This window comes from Flavobacterium sp. CSZ, from assembly GCF_015350725.1.
GTDB lineage: Bacteria > Bacteroidota > Bacteroidia > Flavobacteriales > Flavobacteriaceae > Flavobacterium.
The window spans coordinates 257,643-278,977 of record NZ_JADKPQ010000004.1 but is presented as its reverse complement, the minus strand read 5'-3'; the positions used below and the strand labels follow the sequence as shown (position 1 = coordinate 278,977).

Sequence of the window (21,335 nt, the reverse complement as noted above, 5' to 3'; positions counted from 1 at the left end):
TCATTTCTTCTCTAATTCGATGATTAAATAAGAACTGTATTCTTTCAGGAATGAATTTGCCAAAAACGAATCTAGTGGCAATAGAAATTTACGGCACAAATCAGGAAATCTATGAATTGGAAAAAACAATAATCCGTAAGTTCTTTTAATAATAAAATTTGGATCTGATTTTACATCGGCAATACTTAAGCTACTTGCTCCGTGCCAGTTTGCTTTTTTATAACCCAATAAGTTTCGTCTTTTTCGCGACGGAATATCAAAGATAATTCTGCCCTCCTTTTTTAAAATCCGATTGGATTCTTCCAATACCTGGTCGATTTTATTTGGATCCAAATGCATGAAAAAATGAAAACTGATAATGGTATCAATAGAATTATCAGCTAAAAGAATCGCATCGGCTTCATTTTGCAGAAACGTTTTTTCAGGAAACTTTCGTTTGGCAACTGCAATCATTTGAGCACTTGCATCAACACCAATCGAAGCATAATTTAATAATCTTCCCGTACCGCAAGCCAGGTCGAGAATTTGTCCTTTTTTATCAATCAATAATTTATCGAGAATTTTTCGTTCTTGTGAATCGATAAAATTTCCATACGAATTATCAAATCTATCCTGATCGTAAGTACTGGCCAGATCATTATAATACTGTACTATTTCGTTCATTTTTAATTTTTAAAACAAAACCAAAAATAATAAAAATCTTACCCAGAAAAACATTTTTTATCCTTTCTTCAAAATATTGCCTAAACCGCGGCCAATTTGTTCAATCGCTTCAAGTCCTTTTGTTAATGGTGTAGCAGTAAAATCTTCGTAGGCATCCATAGAAGTTCCTTTGCGGTCGTCTTGCGAATACACTAAAATAAGATTGTTCTCATCGAATGATTTTTCGAATTTCTGAGGTAGTTTATCAAAAATCGACTGGTACGAAACAGAGCCTTTTCTGGAAAGATTAAAAACGATCAAATCAGTTGGTTTAATCTCATCAGAAATTGATTCAAAATCATCCCAATCCATAATACTTTTAAAGCCCAGCTTGGCATTCAATTTCAAATTAGCAGCAATTTGCTGGATCGTTTGATGTGTTTTATATTCGGCATAAATTATAATCGGAATACTTAATTCCTGCGATAATCGGCAGATTTTCTGTAATAACAAATGAAATCCAACTCCTCTTTCTGAGAAAGGCGGACAAATAAAAACCAGTCTTTTTTCTTCTATAAACGTTTTTTGAAATCTGCAGATGAATAAACTTTTATCGACATTATTAATAATCGAATCTACGTTTTCTCCAAAAATTTTATCCAGGAAACCTGTTTTTCTGGGCCATCCTACAATCACAATATCCGACATGATTTCTTTTGAAGTTCTGGCGATTCCGCTTGCAGGATTATGGTCGATTCTGGCAATGGTATTGATTTTTACTTCTGAAGCCGACGCCTGAATAACAAATTTATCAACTGCTTTTCGATACTTTAATATATTTTTTTCGGCCTGATCATTATTGGGAACAATCGTTAATAAAGTGACCGGATTAGCCGATTTTTTATCTTTTATTAAAAGCGCAAAATCTAATAAAGTGGCTGTCGCCGAAGTTTTGGCCAACGGAATCATAATATGTTCGTCGAGAATCTGATCGCTATTCGCATCTTCATGAGAAACCTCTTCTTCGCAAATCGCAATTTTCTTGGCTGCTTTTTCAGTCGCAAACGAAGCGACAATACATGTAATTAATATTAGAATAATAGTTCCGTTTAAGATATTTTCATCGAGAATTTTCGCTTTAAACCCCACTAAAATAACCGCCAACGTTGCAGCCGCATGTGCACTGCTTAACCCGAAAATAAGTTGTCTTTCGGTTTTGGTATATTTAAAAACAATCTGGGTAAAAAATGCTGCCGTCCATTTCCCGAAAATAGCCACAACACTCAATGTTCCTGCAACAATTAATGCCGTTGGTCCGCTAAGGATTACGCTGATATCGACCAGCATTCCTACCGAAATCAGGAAAAACGGAATAAACAATGAATTACCAATAAATTCAATTCGGTTCATCAGCGCAGATGAGTGCGGAATCAAAGGATTCAGCGCCAAACCGGCAACGAAAGCTCCAATAATAGGCTCTACTCCTGCTACTTCGGCCAAAAAAGCGGCAAAGAAAACAACAGAAAGTACAAAGATATAATGAGCGTGTTTTTCGCTTTCTAATTTTTTAAAGAACCATTTGGCAATTCTTGGTATAACCAAAAACATAATCGCTGAAAAAATGGCCAATGAAACCGTCAGTTTTATCCAAAAAGCCTGATTCAGGTTGCCCTGACTACTTCCCATAATAACGGCCAGAATAATCAAAACGGCGGTATCTGTTAATATTGTTCCTCCTACCGTTATGGCAACAGCCTGGTTTTTTGCAATACCTAACTTACTTACAATTGGGTAAGCTACCAGCGTGTGCGTGGCAAACATACTTGCAGTCAGGAAACTGGCATTAAAATCGTATTGCAATAAGTAATAACAAACCGGAAACCCAATGGTTAAAGGGAAGATAAACGTAAAAAAACCAAACAATAAACTCTTATTTCGGTTGGCTTTAAACTCATTCATATCCAGTTCCAGTCCGGCAATAAACATGATATATAAAAGCCCAATTGTCGAAAATAAATCTACAGCTGAGTTTTTGGCCAGAATATTAAGTCCGTGTGGTCCAATGATTACTCCGGAAATAATAAGTCCTATAATTCCGGGAATATTTATTTTTTTTAATAAAATGGGTGACAAGAGAATAATGAAAAGTATTAACGAGAAGATCAATACTGGGTTACTAAGCGGTAATTCGAATTCTTGTAAAAAATGCTTGAAAAATTCTATCATAATGTAATTTTATCTTCTTTGTGGTATTTTAATCTTTCGCAAGTAGAGGTGTTCAAATTAAAATGAAATCCCAGAAGTTATGGTTGCCGATTTATTTTTTAGAACTAAAAAAATCGGATTCTTTAGTGATTGTTTCATTACAAAAATACCTAAAAAAACTACCAACTTTTCACGAAAACCGCATATTAAGCAATAAAATTTGTTTCGTTGCCAAATTATTAATATTTAATATTTTTTTTAACAAAACTGCAACATTAACAAACGAAAATAAAACTTCATTGCATTATTCAATTATCTTTGTCTTAATAAATATTGCACAATGGAAGAATGTATCTCTGTTTTTGATATGCTTAAAATTGGCGTTGGCCCCTCAAGTTCACATACTTTAGGGCCTTGGAGAGCCGCAGAACGTTTTTTAGAAGAGTTAAAAGACGAATCAATTTTAGACCAGATTAAACGTGTAAAAGTCGATTTATACGGATCACTTTCTTTAACCGGAAAAGGTCACGCTACAGATTTATCTGTAATGTTGGGTTTAAGCGGGCAAGATCCTGAATATATCCCGGTTGATAACATTGCCGGGATCATTAAAACGATCGAAGACAACAACGAGATTATTCTGGCAAACGAATATAAAATTCCGTTTTATTTTCTTCAGGATATTGTTTTCAATAAAGAGTTTCTTCCTTTTCATGCCAATGGACTAAAATTTACGGCTTATAAAGCAGATGATTCTGAATATGAATCTACTTTTTATTCTATTGGAGGAGGTTTTGTGGTAAAAGAAGAGCGCACGAATGCCAAAATCAAAGAGGTTATCAAGTGTGCTTTCCCCTTCCCGATTCAAAATGCGGTTGAGCTTTTAAATTATACGGTTTCAGAGAACAAATCCATTTCGGAAATTGTTTATGAAAACGAAAAATCGATGCGTCCGCAGGCCGAAATTCATTCGGAATTAATGCGCATCTGGAACACGATGTTAGAATGTATGTACATTGGCTGTCATACCGGAGGAATTCTCCCGGGCGGACTTAACGTTCGCAGAAGGGCTTTTGATATGCACCAAAACTTAATAGGTTTATCGAATTATTCTGATCCACAAAGCTGGCTGGAAGAAATTAGAAAAACCGAAGTAAAATTTCGTCAGATCCTAAAATGGGTTAGTTGTTTTGCACTTGCCGTGAATGAAGTAAACGCTTCTTTAGGCCGCGTGGTTACAGCTCCTACAAACGGAAGCGCTGGTGTAATTCCGGCGGTTTTAATGTATTATCTGGTCATTGAAAATCATGATGCAGGCGAAAAAGAAATCAAACAATTTTTGATGGTGGCCGGAGAAATTGGAAGTATCTTCAAGAAAGGATCTACAATCTCGGCTGCAATGGGCGGTTGTCAGGCAGAAATTGGTGTTTCGTCATCTATGGCTGCAGCGGCACTTTGCGAATTAATGGGCGGCACTCCTGCTCAGGTTTTAATGGCTGCCGAAATCGCTATGGAACATCATCTTGGTTTAACCTGCGACCCAATTGGCGGTTTGGTTCAGATTCCGTGTATAGAAAGAAATACGATGGGTGCCATAAAAGCGATAAATGCTGCCGAATTAGCTCTTGAAACTGATTCTAAAAATGCAAAAGTACCTTTGGATAAAGTAATCAATACCATGTGGCAAACCGCAAAAGACATGAATTCTAAATACAAAGAAACCTCTGAAGGCGGATTAGCGATTGCTGTAAATATGGCTGATTGCTAAAAAATATTATTAGCCACAGATTAAAAGGATTAACACAGATTAAAAAAAAGAAATCTTTTTAAATCCTTTTAATCTGTGGCAAAAAATCTAGCCTTCCAAAATATACTCCATGAAAAAATACCACTTTTTTTTAACCTTATTATTTTTCTCGGTTTTAATGCATGCTCAGGAACGTTATTTCCTTAATTCGGATACGCGTTTGTATACTTCTGCAAATGCTTCTGCTGAATTTTTGGGCTATTTTAAATATGGCGCCGAAGTACAATTATTATCCGAAAGCAAAAATGGCTGGTACAAAGTAAAAGCCGATAATTTATCTGAAGGTTATATTCCAGAAAAATTTGTGGCGACACGATTAAACTCTAAAGATGTCAAAGTAAGAGACAACGAGAATCATATTTTAGAAGGCGGAGACAATTATTATGGCGGTAATCACCTTTTTGTTTTAGTGGCTGGTTTAAAGGCGCATGCACAACCTGATAAAAATTCAAAAACAAAAGAAATCCTTAATACCGGTGATCCGGTTGCGATAAACTATCTTCCCAAAAATCAGGAAGACTGGGTAAATATTAGCGGACAATTTAGCGATGAATACGCCAGGTTTACGTTAAGAAAATTTGTTGGAAAAAGACCCGATTTCAATACTTTGATAAAAGATTTTGACAAACTCGATGTTAGTAATATTACGGAACGCAAAACCATTGGTGAGCGACTTGTAGAATTGGCCTGGAATAGTGAGACCACAACACTTGCTCCTGCATATCAACGATATTACGAAGTGGTGAAGCAGTTAAACGACCCGAAACTTCATGCTGATACAGAGCTCAATATGGCTATTGCAAAAGGTATAGCCAAACATAAAAAACCGGAAGAGATTCTGGCTTTCGTTAAAAAATCAGAATTTATCTTGAAAGGAATAAAAACCAAAGCCTGGTATTTAACGCAAAAAGATTTGGTAAAAACATTCGGAAAAGCTCCTAAAACAGCAAACGTAAGCGATGAATGCGGTGTTTATTTAAGCGAACTTTTTTACTATTATCCAGATCTGGAAGCTTCTGTAGATGAACAAAAAAATCAGGCAGAGATCACGAAAGTTTTCATCAACGAAAACAACAAACTGGTTTTAAACCCAAATGCAATCTTAGACCATACATTAACAGAAAAAGCATTTATCGAAAAGTACGGAACTTATATTGGCGCTTCTATAAAAGCTCCACATTCGTACTCCATACAAATAGAAGACAGCGAATTTAGATTAGAATTTAAAGACGGAAAGTTATTTACCATCGAAATATTCTTCTATTGCTGATTTCAATCTATAATTATTCAATACTTTTACATCTTCAAAAAAAAACAAAATGTCAGTAGCAAAAAAAGATTATAAAAGAATCACAACAAAGTCATTGATCGAAATGAAAAGCAACGGAGAAAAAATCTCTATGCTTACGGCTTACGATTTTACAATGGCTAAAATTGTTGACACCGCAGGAGTCGATGTAATTTTAGTAGGCGATTCAGCATCAAATGTTATGGCGGGTCACGAAACGACATTGCCAATTACATTAGATCAAATGATATATCACGCTTCATCTGTAGTTCGCGCTGTAGAAAGAGCATTAGTTGTAGTAGATTTACCTTTTGGAAGTTACCAGTCTGACCCAAAAGAAGCTTTGCGTTCTGCTATTCGAATCATGAAAGAAAGCGGCGGTCACGCTGTGAAACTTGAAGGAGGAAAAGAAATTAAAGAATCTATCAAAAAAATATTAAACGCAGGAATCCCGGTTATGGGTCACTTGGGTTTAACACCACAATCGATCTACAAATTCGGAACTTACAGTGTTCGTGCCAAAGAAGATCAGGAAGCCGAAAAACTAATCGAAGATGCAAAATTGCTTGAAAAAGTAGGTTGTTTTGCTGTAGTTTTAGAAAAAATCCCAGCCGATTTAGCTAAAAAAGTAGCGGATAGTATTTCAATCCCCGTGATTGGTATCGGTGCCGGAGGTGGCGTAGACGGACAGGTTTTGGTTATTCACGATATGTTAGGAATGAACAATGAATTTAGCCCTCGTTTCTTACGTCGTTACTTAAACCTTTACGAAGAAATGACAAAAGCAATTGGTCAATATGCAGCTGATGTTAAGTCGAGTGATTTTCCAAATGCTGGGGAACAATATTAGTTTTTTTTTTAAGGGACAAAGATCCAAAGGAAAGAGACAAAGGTTTCTTAATTCCACTAAATAAGCTATTATAATTATTTCTCGCAAAGACGCAAAGTCACAAAGAATCAAATTTATACTTTGCGTCTTTGCGAGAGATTTAAGCGTCACCACTTTCAATCTAAAAAATTACCCATAGGTCCAAAATGAAAATTCTTTCCAATAAAAACAACCTCCAAATTCTACACGAAGACAACCATATTATCGTAGTCAATAAACGCGTAGGCGATATTGTGCAAGGTGATAAAACAGGCGATAAACCTTTATCTGATGTTGTAAAAGAATACATAAAAGACAAATACAATAAACCTGGTGACGTATTTCTGGGTGTAATTCATCGTTTAGATCGTCCTACAACCGGAATTGTTGTTTTTGCCAGAACTAGTAAAGCATTAACGAGAATGAACGAAATGTTCAGCAATCGTGAAACTCAAAAAACCTATTGGGCAGTTGTAAAGAATAAACCTCAGGAAGCAACTGCCAAATTGGTTCATTATCTTAAAAGAAACGAGAAAAACAATACTTCAAAAGCACATATAAAAGAAGTTCCGGATAGTAAACTGGCGAGTCTGGATTATACTGTTTTTAAAGAACTTCAAAATTATGTAGCGTTGGAAATCAATTTGCATACAGGTCGTCATCATCAAATTAGGGCGCAATTAGCCGCTATTGGATCACCTATTAAAGGCGATTTAAAATATGGTTTTGACCGAAGCAATCCTGATGGCGGAATTCATCTTCATGCCAGAAAACTGGTTTTCGTACATCCTGTTTCTAAAGAAAATATCACTATCGTAGCGCCAACTCCGGATGAGACTATTTGGAACGCACTTTGATTTTATGATACTATTGTTAATTTTTAAATTTTTATCGATTAACTTGCATAGGCAAAAATCAAGTGAATCATAAAAATGGACTATAAAAACGACATCGGATACAGAAAAGAAACGCTAAAAAAATTGTTGTATAACATTCAGAAAAGCGAAGACTTAATTGTAAAAGCTTTATACGATGATTTTAAAAAGCCAGAATTCGAAGCTGTTTTAACCGAAACAAACTATGTTATTTCGGATTTAAAAGACACCATCAAAAATATTCATAAATGGGCAAAACGAACACGCGTTTTCCCTTCACTTCTCAACTTTCCTTCTACCGATTATATTTATAAAGAGCCCTACGGAAACGTTCTTGTCATTGCGCCCTGGAATTATCCATTTCAATTGGCTTTATGTCCTTTGATTGCCGCAGTTGCAGCCGGAAACCGGGTAGTTTTAAAACCTTCTGAACTTACACCCAACACCTCAGCGATAATCGCTAAAATCATCGAGAAAACATTTCATGTTAATCATGTTGAAGTTTTTGAAGGCGGTGTCGAAGTATCGAATAAACTATTGGCACAACGCTGGGATTATATTTTCTTTACCGGAAGCGTTGCCGTTGGGAAAGTTGTAGCGAAAGCCGCAGCCGAAAATCTAACTCCAATTACTCTTGAACTGGGCGGAAAAAATCCTTGCATTATTGATGAAACGGCCAATTTAAAACTGGCCGCAAAACGTATTGTCTGGGGTAAATTTATTAATGCAGGCCAGACTTGCATTGCTCCCGATTATATTTTGATTCAAAAAAATATGAAGGTGAATTTCATCTCTTTTTTGATTGAGGAAATCATAAAAGCATATGGGAAAAAAATAGACAAATCTCCGGATTTTGCCCGAATTATCAATACCAAAAACTGGTTGCGACTAGCCAGTATGATCGAACCCGAGAAAGTGATTTTTGGAGGGGAAACGGATGCCAACGAACTTTATATTTCACCAACATTAATCGAAGAACCGGCATTGGATAGCCCTGTTATGAAAGAAGAGATATTTGGTCCCATTTTACCCATTCTTATTTATAAAACAGAAGCTGACATCCAAAACGTGATTAGCCGCTATGAGAAACCTCTTTCATTTTATATTTTTAGCGAAAATAAATCATTTGCCAAAAAATTAATTAAAACCTATGCATTTGGCGGTGGCTGTATCAATGATACAGTTGTTCATTTTTCTAATAAAAGACTGCCTTTTGGGGGAGTTGGCCACAGTGGTATGGGCGCTTATCATGGCAAATTGAGCTTTGATATTTTTTCTCACCATAAAGCTGTCGTAAAAAAGGCTAACTGGCTCGATTTACCCATGAGATATGCACCTTACAAAGATAAACTGGCTTCTATAAAAAGAATATTAGACTGGATATAACACCAAAAACAATTTCGTAATGTTTTTGAGATTTTCATATCAAATTGATTAAAAATATTATATTTACGTCACATTATTTATCTTAAATCCCGGAATATAAAACAATTCTACTTTTACACAAAATGAAATCCACACTTGATCAAATCAAAGACATTAAGAATCATGGTTATACCTTAGATTTTTCAACTGTCTTTAACAATGCTTTTGAAAACTATAAAAAAATAGCACTTTACGCAGGGTTAATATTATTAGTTTTTTCTATACTTTTTGGTATCATTGGCTCTGTTCTTTTAGCCGTAATATTTGGTGTAGAAAAATTAAATAATCCCGCTTTCTTTTCGATCAAACCTATACAATTATCAAGCCTTCAGCTTTTTTATTATATTGCGGGAACAGTCTTATTTTCGGCGATTTTAAGTCCTTTTGGTGCAGGATTTCTAAAAATGGCGTACTGTGCAGACAGAGATCAGGAATTTAATGTCTCCACGATTTTTACTTATTATAGATCAAATAAGTTTTTACAAATATTTTTAGCCACTGCCATTATTTCATTATTCAGTGTGTCTGTATCTACTTTTTTCGAAATGCAAAATCTAAATCTGGCGGGACTTGTGGTTTCGTTGGTGACTTCGTATTTTACATTTTTAACGATTCCCCTTATTGTATTTGGAGATTTAAAAGCCTTTGATGCCATCGCATCAAGTTTTATTCTTATTGCAAAACAACCCATCGTACTTTTAGGATTAATGATCACCATTGTTGTCGCCCTGATTATTGGCTTTATGGCTCTTTTTGTGGGAATCCTATTTACTGTGCCGCTTAGTTATTCAATGACATACGCTATATATTATGCAATTTTTAAAAATGATAAAGAAGATCCAATTGATTCAATTGGGCAATCGGATTTAGAATAAAATAGAAAATTCTACACTAAAAAGAGCTTAACCTACTCTCTTTAGAATTTTCAAAAAACTATTTACTAAACCAAACATACCTCAAATTCTATGGTAGAGAACTGTAGTTTTTTCAATTCGTTGATTTCAGGAATTGCCACTCTTGGTAATGCCCTAAAATCAATTATTGCAAACTGGTATGTTTTTACTTCCGACATTATTTTTTACAACAATCCTAAAATTATTCTTTTAGGACTGGCACTCTTTGGCCTTCTGGGGGTTCTCATTTATCAATTCTTTAAGATAAAATCGAGCATTGGCTATTTCATAGAAAAAAAACTCGAAACTGAAACGACCAACAGAGAATACCAACTTTATATTTTATTTTTTGGTATTGCGATTATTGTTATCGAAATCATCAATGAACTTTTTAAAATAAGGCCTAAAAGTTTATTGGTTGTCAATGTTTCCATCGGATTTTCGGTTCTGCTGATTTACTTTATAACCAGCAAAATTAAATTTCTAAGAGATAGGGTTCAGTCTTTATTCATCTTCTTTTTCTTTATTTACATCGCTTATATTGGGCATAACATTATTTTTCTTTCCAAAGATGTTATTCCTATTATTGTCTTTTTAATCTCTTTTTTCTTTTCTTACACGATCTTAAAACCCATAAAAATATACTGGTTCTTTGTTGGCTTAGTTTTTACTTTTCTAATTGTAACCGTTATTTTTCATTTGATTTCTTTAAAATCATCCATTATATTAATCAATTTTTCGATCCTTATTTTTATTATCAATCAGGTTAAATATGCCGTGTTATTGAATAATACAGATAATTTCAGGTTTACAAACGAAATTGTACATAAGGGAAATTCACTAACAATTGCCACCAATAAAAAAAACGAGGTATTATTTTGCAGTGAAACAATAACGTCGATTTTAGGTTATCAGCCAGATGAAGTAATGGGGTTGAAATTTTGGAAACTAACAAAAGAAACGGACTTTATTGAGGGGATAAAAGATTTAAACCACGAGGAAAACAAACTTTATATTCGAAAATTAAAAAGTAAAAATGGCGAATACAAGTATATTCAATGGAAAGACAAAAAATTCTCTGAAGATTTAATTATCAGTATCGGACAGGATGTTACAGAGCAAATAAATGTTCAGGATCAGTACAAAAACCTGATTCAGACCGCAACAGATATTATATTTGAAATCGATAGTGACGGTTATTTTACTTTTGTGAATGATTTTGGTTTTTCGATTTTAGGTTATTCTGAAAATGAGATTATAGCACAGCATTATTCGAATTTTATTCATGAAAACTACCAACGGAATGCAGTTGATTTTTATGAAAACCTGGATATCAATGAAAACAATTTTCCTTCGATTGAAATTCCAATTTTAAAGAAAAACGGAAAAACTTTATGGATCTCTCAAAAAATTATCATTCGCAAAAATGATTTGGGCCAAACTATTGGTTTTGCCGGTATCGCCAGAGATATTACTGATATTAAAAACATCGAAAACGAAAAAAAGAAACGTCTTAAAAAAATTGAAGCTTACAATCATTCTACAAAAAAATTATCAACCTCAGATTTTAGCAAATACGACAATCTCGATACTGTTGTTGATTATATTATTAAAGAAGCAGCAACGGTTACCAAAACAAACAGGGTAAGCTTCTGGAAATATGACAAAGATTTAATTAGCTGTAAAAACCTATTTAGCGTTGATAATCAAAACTTAAACGACAAAAATATATTAGATAAAGAATCATATCCTATTTATTTTGAAACTTTAAAAAACAAGGCCATTATCAATGCGCCTGATGTTTTTAACAAATTAGAAACTTCTGAATTTCAAAAACATTATTTTACCAAAAATCATATCAAATCAATGCTTGATGTTCCTATTTTTTTGAGCGGACAATTGGGCGGCGTGGTTTGTTTTGAAAGTACTCAGGAAAAAAGAGACTGGGATAATGAAGATATCAATTATGCCAGAACAATTTCAGATGTTATTTCACTGGCTATTTCGTCACAAAAACGTCTGGAAGCTGAACGAAGATTAGAATTTAAAAGTCAGCTGTTATCGGCGCTTTCTTTATGCACAGAGAAGTTTTTGCTGAGTAAAACGACGCACGAGATGTTTCAGGAAACATATGAAATAATTGGAAAAGCGGCAAAAGTTGATCATATGTACTACTACGAAAGAGACTTTAATACGAATTGTGTCTCCCAAAAATACAAATGGTCCAGAAAAGGAATTGAACATCAAATAACCGAATTACAACAACTTACAGAAGATAATTTACAGGAAATTTACGAAGCGGCAAATAACAGAAAAATCTTAAACAAGCTCACACGTAAACTTGGTGATACTTTTTTTAAACAATTATTAGTCGATAATAAAATCAAATCTATTTTGATTTTGCCTCTGTTTATAAATGATCTCTTTACCGGTTTTATTGGCTTTGATGATTGTACTAATGAAAGAAAATGGTCTGAAGAAGAAATCTATATCTTTCAGGTTCTTGCCAACAATATTTCATCGGCATTGGAGAGAAATCGAAATGAAACCAAAATTCTCGAAAGTGAAGAAAAATTCAAACTGATTGCCAACAATATTCCCGGTACCGTTTATTTATCAAAATTTGATGCTTTCTCTACCAAAATTTTCCTGAATGATGAAATTGCAAATTTAACCGGTTATTCGAAATCAGAATTTATTGACAATAATTTATCCTTTTTATCACTGATACATCCTGATGACAAAGATGAAGTAATCAGCAACCAGATTGATAATTTACAAAACAGCATGCCTTTGCACAATATTTACAGAATTCGTCGAAAAACGGGCGAATATATCTGGGTAGAAGAATTTGGTGATGTTATTAAAAAAGGTGATGAAATTGAATTTGTTGGCGGAATTTATTTTGACATTACCAACAAAAAAGAAACCGAAGATGCGATAAAAGCCAAACAACTGGCCGAAGCGGCAAATAAATCAAAATCAGACTTTTTGGCCAATATGTCGCATGAAATAAGAACGCCGTTAAACGGTATTATTGGTTTTACGCATTTACTGATGAAAACGGACCTTGAAGAAATTCAGGAAAAATACATGACCACCATCAATCAGTCAGCACATTCTCTGTTAGAAATTATCAACGACATACTTGATTTCTCAAAAATTGAAGCCGGAAAACTGGAACTTTTTATTGATTTATATGATATTAAAAAAGTACTGGGTCAGGTGTTTGATTTAATTGTTTACGAATCGAACCAGAAAAATCTTAACCTGGAATTGAATGTGGATCCTGATGTTCCCAAATACATTTGGACCGATATTGTCAGAATCAAGCAAATTTTGATCAATTTACTGTCGAATGCCGTAAAATTTACCAATGAAGGTTCGATTAAATTAAATGTGTCTGTTCTGGAGAAAAATAAAAGCGGGAATTGTATTATTCGGTTTTCAGTGATTGATACCGGAATTGGAATACTGGAGAAAAATCAGAAGAAGATTTTTAAGGCTTTTTCTCAGGAGGATAGTTCTACAACGCGAAAGTTTGGAGGAACCGGTTTGGGCTTAACAATATCCAATCAGTTATTGGCTTTAATGCATAGCAGATTGCAATTGGAAAGCAAGATTGATATTGGAAGTAATTTTTATTTTGATTTAAATTTAAAAACCAGCAACCAAAGCATCAACGAAAAATACAATGCCGAACTTAAAAAAATCAATCTGCAATTAAGTGCTAATGCCGGCCAAAACCATAAAAACATTACTTTTTTGATTGTAGAAGACAACAAAGTAAATATGCTGTTGCTAAAAACCATTATAAAAAATCTGTATAATACGGCTTACATTTACGAATGTGAAAATGGATACGAAGCCGTAAATCAATTTGAAAGTATTAATCCTGATCTTATTTTTATGGACATTCAGATGCCGGTTATGAACGGTTACGAAACCACAAAAGCGATACGAAATACAATTACCGGAAAAGAAATTCCTATAATTGCCGTAACGGCAGGTGCAGAGAAAGACGAAAGAAATAAATGTTTATCGGCAGGAATGGACGATTATATTTCGAAACCCATTATTAAGGGTATTGTGGAAGAAGCCTTATCAAAATGGTTAAAATAGTTCAAACTAATTTGTTTGATTTTAACAATAATTCCTGAAAAATATATAAATTCGTACAACATAAAACTCAATAAACTAAAATACAATATAATATGAAGTGGTTAGGCGGAAGACAAAGTGATAATGTAGAAGACAGAAGAGGCCTTTCTGGCGGAAAAGTAGCCGTTGGAGGCGGTGTTATTGGTATTATTATTTTGTTACTGAATGTTTTTGGCGGTGAAAATGGCCAGACTATAGGAAATGTATTGGAACAAATGCAAGGTGGTCAGCAAACGCAAACTGAGGCAGCAGCCCCCTTAAGTGAAGAGGACAAAAAAATGGGGGACTTTGTCAGAGTTGTATTAGCCCGTAATGAAGACACCTGGACCAAAATATTTGCCCAACACGGCATGACTTACGAAAAACCTAAGTTGGTTCTTTTTAAAGGCTCTGTAAGTACAGCCTGCGGCGGTGCATCATCTGCATCAGGACCTTTTTATTGCCCTGGCGATCGCAAGGTCTATATGGATTTGGCTTTTTTCGAAGAATTAAAAACCAAATTTGGCGCTGAAGGTGGCGATTTTGCCATTGCTTATGTTATCGCTCATGAAATAGGACATCATATTCAGACTTTATTAGGAACGTCTGCAAAAATGCGACAGGAGCAAGAAGGAAAAAGTGAAGCCGAGGCCAATAAACTTTCTGTAGCTCTGGAATTGCAAGCTGATTTTTATGCCGGAGTCTGGGCTCACGACAACGAGCAATATCTTGAAGCCGGAGACATCGAAGAGGCATTAAGTGCAGCAAATGCAGTGGGTGACGACGCTATTCAAAGCAAAATGCAAGGTCATGTTGTTCCGGATTCGTTTACCCACGGAACATCAGAACAAAGAATGTATTGGTTCAAGAAAGGTTTTAAAACCGGCGATATCAATCAGGGAAATACATTCGACGAAATACGATAATTCAATAAACCAAACTATAATAACCAAATGAGCATGACTTAAACGTCATGCTTTTTTGGTTACTATAAGCAATACTTTTTCGCGTAAACTTGATTTTATTTTAAAATAATTAAAGAAAATGTGATTTAATAACTTGCAGCGTTTTCTAGAACCTTACTTTTATTGTGTTCAACAATAATTTTAGCTACGGTAAGCATATTAGTAAATTCTATCAATTGAGTTGTTATTTTTTGTTTTTTGAATAACAATCCTACTGTTGTCATTTTCATTGATTCTATTCGATTCAATATTCTAACAAAATCAGAATCTTTACTGGCATAGAAAAAAGTCATCATGGCTTGAAGTTCTTTTTTCAGCTTCACAAAATAATTAGAATCTTTATCCAATAAAGGCTCGTCGAATTTCAACATGCTTTTTTTTGATGAAAAAGACAACTCATCAATTGTACTATCGATATGGTCAGAAGCCTGATGAGCAAAAACCAAAGCTTCTAATAATGAGTTGGAAGCCAGTCTGTTTTTTCCATGCAAACCTGTTCTCGAACATTCGCCTATAGCATATAGATTCTTAATATTGGTTTGAGATTTTTCATTTACATTGATACCACCACATTGATAATGAGCCACAGGAACAATAGGAATTAAATCCTTTGCAGGATGCAATCCGATTGTCTTGCAATACTGTGTAATCGAAGGAAAATGAATATAGAATTCGTCAAAGTCAAGGTGTCGGCAATCTAAATAAACATACTGTTTTCCGGATGTTTCTATTTCTTTGCTTATGGCCTGCGATACAATATCCCTTGTTGCCAATTCCCCACGGATATCATCTTTAAAAATAAAACGCTTTTGATCTTCATTAACAATATGCGCTCCAAAACCTCTTACAGCCTCAGAAATTAAAAAGAAAGGATTTTTATTTTCTTCGTACAATGCTGTTGGATGAAACTGTATGTATTCCATATCCTTTATTACCGCGCCGGCACGGGAAGCAATTGCGATTCCGTCACCGGTGGCAATCTCCGGATTGGTAGTGTTCTTAAAAATCTGGCCGCAGCCTCCGGTACTCAAAACAATAGTTTTAGCGCGTATGTATTTTACTTTCTTATTGATTTTGTCACAATAAAAAGCACCTTTACAGCTCGCTTTCCCTTTATTTTTTTTAGTATCTACATCAATAACCAAATGATCTTCCAGTAAGGTAATGTTAGATAATTGCTTGGTAGCCCCGATTAGATTTTTTTCTATTTCTGCCCCGGATATATCTTTATGATGCAAAATACGATGCTGAGAATGTCCGCCTTCCAAACCTAAATTCCATATTCCCGCTTTATTTTTATCAAAACAAACCCCAATATCAATGAGTTCATTTAATCGTTCAGGAGCCTGGTGAATTACCATTTTTACAATTTCTTCATCGCATAAACCTCCGCCCGATTTTAATGTATCCTCTATATGCTGCTCAAAACTATCCTCAATGCGATCCGTAACCACAGCAATACCGCCTTGAGCCAGTTGGGTATTAGAGTTTTTAACCTTGTCTTTGGTCATAATTGCAATAGATAAATCTGGTCTCTTTTTTGCAATTTTTATCGCAAAAAACAACCCTGCTATTCCGGAACCAATTATAAGTATATCTGTTTTTTTCATGTTGATTGATTTAGATATTTATGACAAATTGAGCATTCTGTTGATCGGTTTTATGGCCTCTAATCGTAATTCTTCATTAATAGTAATTTCCGGTCTTTCATCCTTTAAACATAAATAAAGCTTTTCTAAAGTATTTATTTTCATAAAAGCACATTCGCTGCAGGCACACGTATTATCTTCGTGTGAAGGCGCCGGAATAATCGTTTTGTGAGGAGCTTCTTTTGAGAGCTGATGAAGGATTCCCGCTTCGGTGGCTACGATAAAAGTAGTAGCCATATCGTTCTTGATAAAATTGAGCATTCCAGATGTTGACCCAATATAATGTGCCGTCTCGAGAATATGCCGTTCTGATTCAGGATGTGCTACAATTTTTGCAGTTGGATTGGCATTGTAAATTTCGATAAGCTTATCTAGTGAAAAAGCTTCGTGAACAATACACGAGCCATCCCAAAGCAATAATTCACGATTTACTTCTTTTTTCAGGTACATTCCTAAATTTTTATCCGGAGCAAAAATGATTTCCTGCTCTTTAGGAATGGCTTCTATAATTTTTCTTGCATTTGATGACGTACAAACCCAGTCACTTAAAGCCTTTATCTCGGCCGAAGAATTAATATAAGTTACAACTACATGATTGGGATGAAGTTCTTTTAATTTCCTGAAATTTTGAGGATCACATCCGTCAGCAAGAGAACATCCTGCATTGCTATCAGGCAAAAGCACTTTTTTATCCGGATTGATGATTTTTGCCGTTTCGGCCATAAAATATACTCCTGCAAAAACAATGATATCTGCACTGGCAGAAGCCGCTTTTTTAGATAACTCAAGACTATCGCCTACAAAATCGGCGACTTCCTGTATGTCTTTATCCTGATAATAATGAGCGAGTATGATCGCATTTTTTTCTTGTTTGAGTCGGTTTATTTCAGCAATTAAGAATAGCTTATCCATACGGTTAGTTTTATCGATATCCTTAAATTGTACCTTTAGAATATCTCGATTATTTTGTTTTTTAAAACCTGATTTATGTCGTAAAGATATTATGCCACTTAATTTTATTTTATGATTAAAATCATGAAACATTAGTTTTTAATTTAACATCTTATATCGTTAAACTCAATTAAGTTCTGACCAGATTTCCTGATCTCTGAAGGGTTAACGATTTGCCTTTCTAAAAAGGGATCAACATTAAATATTATGGAGAGACATAAAATTATACTCCCTAATTATTTTTACCACAGAGAACGCAAAGGTTTTCCGCAGAGTTCACTAAGTTTTAGGTTGTGTTTACACCATCTAAGTACACAAAGCTTTGTGGACTTAGTGCTTTACTAAAAAGCGCAACTTTACGGAGTTTGAGATCGCAATTCTCCAATTAATCCAAAAATTTACAATTTGGATTTTGGATTTTGGAATTTGGAATTTGGAATTTGGAATTTGAGATTTATTGGCACAAAAAAAGCCCTGAATCTCTTCAAGGCTTTAAATTTCTGGGTGGCTGACCGGGTTCGAACCGGCGACCCGCGGCACCACAAACCGCTACTCTAACCAGCTGAGCTACAACCACCATTTTTGCTTAGCGAGTGCAAATATACAACAAAGGTTTACTTCTGCAAAAAAAAAGCCTCAAAACCGGAGATATCAGGCAAGAAAATGGTTTTGATGAAATAAAATGATTTACAAACCAAACCATAATAACCAATAAACCAAGACTTAAACATTGTACTTTTTGTTTATAAAATAAATTCCAGTAGATAAAAAAAATCCAATAGATAAATTCCAAATTCCAAATCTCTTTCAATTAGAAATTTGAATGTTTCAATTTTCAAACATAGCCAACGATTTCAGCCTTTGGAAGGTTTACAATATCACGATTTGTATTATTTACTCAAGGTTTAAATTAGGCTATAATTAAATTCTAAATCCTCTACAGTTTCAAATTGGAGTTTCAAATTTGGGATTTGGACCCGATAGCGAACAGGCGAAGCAATTTTAAAAAATTGGTATTTAACTTATTGGCACAAAAAAAGCCTTGAATTTCTTCAAGGCTTTTACAATTCTGGGTGGCTGACCGGGTTCGAACCGGCGACCCTCGGCACCACAAACCAATACTCTAACCAGCTGAGCTACAACCACCATTTTTCTTTGCGGTTGCAAATATACAACAAAGGTTTACTTCACCAAAGAAAAAAATGAAAAATTTATATCAAAATCACATCAAATCCTCTAAGCTATTGACTGCCAAACACCTTTCAACAGTAAAACCTTCTGCAAAATCTTTCCCCACTAACCTTCCTAAGTCCTGTGCACGGTAATTTAGGCTTTCCATAAAGTTTTTACTAGTAATTGGCGTAGCAGGTTCTTTTGAATTTGGATCATAAAATTGCGTTTTATACGCCATCACAGCTTCAATTTTCTTTTCTTCAAATCCTGTAATATCTACTACAAAGTCTGGTTCAATGTTTTTCCACTGAATATAATGGTACACTACTTTTGGTCTCCAGGCTTCCTGGTTTTCTCCATCTATAGAAGTTTCTATTTTCATTAATCCTGATAAAAAGCAAGCATCAGAAACTAACTTACTCCCTTTTCCGTGATCAATATGGCGGTCGTCAATAGCATTACACAATACAATCTCCGGTTTATATTTTCGGATCATCTTAATAACTTCTAGCTGATGTTTTTCGTCGTTGACAAAAAAACCATCGCGCAAACCTAAATTCTCACGAACCAAAACCCCTAAAATATTTGCTGCATCTTTTGCTTCCTTATCTCTGGTTTCTGCCGTACCGCGCGTTCCTAATTCGCCACGCGTTAAATCAACAATACCTACTTTTTTCCCACGAGATACTTCTTTTAAAATGGTCCCCGCACAACCCAACTCTACATCATCCGGATGTGCCCCGAAGGCTAATATGTCTAATTTCATACTTTTTAATATCAATGTCAAAAATCAATTTCAATTTCAATAAAAAACTAAATTGACTTTTTGTTATCTATCCTCTTTATTCTATTCTCTTTATTCTATTTTATCTTCAATACTCTCTTCATCGTCATTGATTTATTGACGCTTTCCTCCCACTCTTTTTCAGGAATACTTTCTTTGGTGATTCCGCAGCCCATGTACAAAATGGCTTTGTTTTCCTGAATTTGCATGTTACGTAAATTTACAAATAAATCAGAACTAATATCGTTATTCGCAAAACTGCTGTTTAATTCGCCCAGAAAACCGCTATAAAAAGTTCTGTCGTAATTTTCGTTTTCTATGATAAAAGCCTTTGCTTTTTTCTTTGGCAAACCACAAACTGCAGGAGTTGGATGCAAAGTATCTATCACTTCTTCCAGAGTCGAATTGTTATTTAGAACTCCCGAAATATCTGTTTTTATGTGCCAGATCGATCCTGCTCTCAGACTGTACGGTTCCGTAACATTAACCGAAGAGGCAACTTCACGCAATCTTTTTACAATAAAATCGGTTACGTATTGCTGTTCGTCTTTTTCTTTTTGCTGCCAAAGAACCTCCGTTTCAGCAGTTGCTTTTTGAGTTCCTGCTAAAGCTGTAGTTTCAAACACATTTCCGTTTGCTTTTAATAACTGTTCCGGCGTTGCTCCCATCCAAAATCCAATTTTAGGATGAAAAAAGCAATACGAAAAAGTAGTGGGATACAATTCGATCAAATGCTGAAAAGTGGCTACAAAATCAAATTCGGCCAACACAACCTTTTCGCTTCTGGACAAAACCACTTTTTTGAATTCTTCGTTTTTAATCGCTTCAATTCCTTTAGCAACTAAATCTTCATACTGAATTTTAGCAGCTTCATCAAAAACTGAATCTTCGATTTCGATAGTTTTAAAAAAAAGTTCCTCTTGTTCTGTCGTTATAATTTCAGCTTCATTTTCCGGAATCAAAACCAGTTGTTTTTCATCAAAAGAAACAAATACAAAACCTTTTTCTTTGTAGTTAGAAATGGTATGCAAAGTGTCATTTTGCTGTAAAAGCCCAAAAATACTTCTGGAATTGGGTTTAGAATACATTACAAAAGGCAAATGCTTTTCGTATTGTTTTTTTATTTTAGAAAAAAAGTCATTCATGTTCTATTCTGTTTTCTTTTTCTCCAAAACCATATTTGTCAGCTTGCAAAGCGAAATCAGGTTTCCGGCTTCATCGGTAATTTTAATTTCCCAAAGATGAATACTTCTTCCTTTATGAATGATTCTCGCTGTCCCGAAAACCCAGCCTTCACGAATACTTTTTAGGTGATTGGCCGAAATTTCTATTCCGCGTACTTCCTGTTCTTTTGGATTGATAAAAAAAAACGATGCTGCACTGCCCACACTTTCTGCCAAAGCTACAGAAGCTCCTCCGTGTAAAAGTCCCATTGGTTGGTGAACGGACGGATTTATAGGCATTTTCGCCGTCAAAAAATCCTCGCCAGCATCTATATATTCTATTTTTAGCGTTTCCATTAGCGTGTTTTTAGAAAATTCGTTGCAACGCGCTAAAATCTGCTCTTTTGTATAATTCATTAAAATGGAATTTAAAATCGTAAAATTAAAGAAAAGAAGAGATACAAATTCGAAAATGCAATTCTAAATTAAAAATCAACTTCAAACATG

Annotated in this window: 15 protein-coding genes and 2 tRNA genes; 8 read left to right on the top strand and 9 right to left on the bottom strand. The window is 34.7% G+C overall.

Features of this window, described 5'->3' with window-relative positions:
- Both IRZ78_RS06780 and IRZ78_RS06775 read right to left on the bottom strand, forming a co-directional pair.
- Complete coding sequence (locus IRZ78_RS06780; RefSeq protein WP_194615802.1) at positions 1-663, bottom strand: class I SAM-dependent methyltransferase; 663 nt, start codon at positions 661-663, stop codon at positions 1-3.
- Between the two features lie 57 nt (positions 664-720).
- A complete protein-coding gene (locus IRZ78_RS06775) occupies positions 721-2,868 on the bottom strand; it encodes a cation:proton antiporter (protein ID WP_194615801.1) in 2,148 nt (715 codons plus the stop codon).
- Positions 2,869-3,187: 319 nt separating this feature from the next.
- Between IRZ78_RS06775 and IRZ78_RS06770 the strand changes: the two genes are divergently transcribed.
- From IRZ78_RS06770 to IRZ78_RS06735, 8 genes are all read left to right on the top strand, one after another.
- Positions 3,188-4,615: an L-serine ammonia-lyase gene (locus IRZ78_RS06770; protein WP_194615800.1), complete on the top strand. Its 1,428-nt coding sequence runs from the start codon at positions 3,188-3,190 to the stop codon at positions 4,613-4,615.
- A 109-nt stretch (positions 4,616-4,724) separates the two neighbouring features.
- On the top strand, positions 4,725-5,924 hold the full coding sequence (locus tag IRZ78_RS06765; RefSeq protein WP_194615799.1) for an SH3 domain-containing protein: 1,200 nt from the start codon (positions 4,725-4,727) through the stop codon (positions 5,922-5,924).
- A gap of 49 nt (positions 5,925-5,973) precedes the next feature.
- A complete protein-coding gene (gene panB, locus IRZ78_RS06760) occupies positions 5,974-6,792 on the top strand; it encodes a 3-methyl-2-oxobutanoate hydroxymethyltransferase (RefSeq protein ID WP_068842828.1) in 819 nt (272 codons plus the stop codon).
- 185 nt (positions 6,793-6,977) lie between these two features.
- Positions 6,978-7,667, top strand: coding sequence for an RNA pseudouridine synthase (locus tag IRZ78_RS06755; RefSeq protein WP_194615798.1), 690 nt, complete (start codon positions 6,978-6,980; stop codon positions 7,665-7,667).
- 75 nt (positions 7,668-7,742) lie between these two features.
- A complete protein-coding gene (locus IRZ78_RS06750; protein ID WP_194615797.1) occupies positions 7,743-9,071 on the top strand; it encodes an aldehyde dehydrogenase in 1,329 nt (442 codons plus the stop codon).
- 122 nt (positions 9,072-9,193) lie between these two features.
- Positions 9,194-9,985 (top strand): hypothetical protein, encoded by a 792-nt coding sequence (locus IRZ78_RS06745; RefSeq protein WP_194615796.1) that lies wholly within the window; start codon positions 9,194-9,196, stop codon positions 9,983-9,985.
- 90 nt (positions 9,986-10,075) lie between these two features.
- Positions 10,076-14,125 carry a PAS domain S-box protein gene (locus IRZ78_RS06740; protein ID WP_194615795.1) on the top strand — a complete coding sequence of 1,350 codons (4,050 nt, stop codon included), beginning with the start codon at positions 10,076-10,078 and terminating at the stop codon, positions 14,123-14,125.
- 92 nt (positions 14,126-14,217) lie between these two features.
- Entirely contained in the window at positions 14,218-15,069 is an 852-nt protein-coding gene (locus IRZ78_RS06735; protein WP_194615794.1) for a neutral zinc metallopeptidase, read from the top strand.
- Positions 15,070-15,194: 125 nt separating this feature from the next.
- On the opposite strand, the gene nadB is transcribed toward IRZ78_RS06735, so the two are convergent.
- The 7 genes from nadB to IRZ78_RS06700 form a co-directional block, all read right to left on the bottom strand.
- A complete protein-coding gene (nadB, locus tag IRZ78_RS06730; protein WP_194615793.1) occupies positions 15,195-16,718 on the bottom strand; it encodes an L-aspartate oxidase in 1,524 nt (507 codons plus the stop codon).
- An 18-nt stretch (positions 16,719-16,736) separates the two neighbouring features.
- Complete coding sequence (gene nadA / locus IRZ78_RS06725) at positions 16,737-17,669, bottom strand: quinolinate synthase NadA (protein WP_194615792.1); 933 nt, start codon at positions 17,667-17,669, stop codon at positions 16,737-16,739.
- A gap of 542 nt (positions 17,670-18,211) precedes the next feature.
- Positions 18,212-18,285 (bottom strand) — tRNA-His (locus IRZ78_RS06720).
- 495 nt (positions 18,286-18,780) lie between these two features.
- A tRNA-His gene (locus IRZ78_RS06715) sits at positions 18,781-18,854 on the bottom strand.
- Positions 18,855-18,930: 76 nt separating this feature from the next.
- Positions 18,931-19,647, bottom strand: a complete 717-nt coding sequence (gene bshB1 / locus IRZ78_RS06710; RefSeq protein ID WP_194615791.1) for a bacillithiol biosynthesis deacetylase BshB1 — start codon at positions 19,645-19,647, stop codon at positions 18,931-18,933.
- 95 nt (positions 19,648-19,742) lie between these two features.
- Complete coding sequence (locus IRZ78_RS06705; protein ID WP_194615790.1) at positions 19,743-20,810, bottom strand: chorismate-binding protein; 1,068 nt, start codon at positions 20,808-20,810, stop codon at positions 19,743-19,745.
- 3 nt (positions 20,811-20,813) lie between these two features.
- Entirely contained in the window at positions 20,814-21,245 is a 432-nt protein-coding gene (locus IRZ78_RS06700) for a PaaI family thioesterase (RefSeq protein ID WP_072962779.1), read from the bottom strand.
- Positions 21,246-21,335 lie beyond the last annotated feature (90 nt).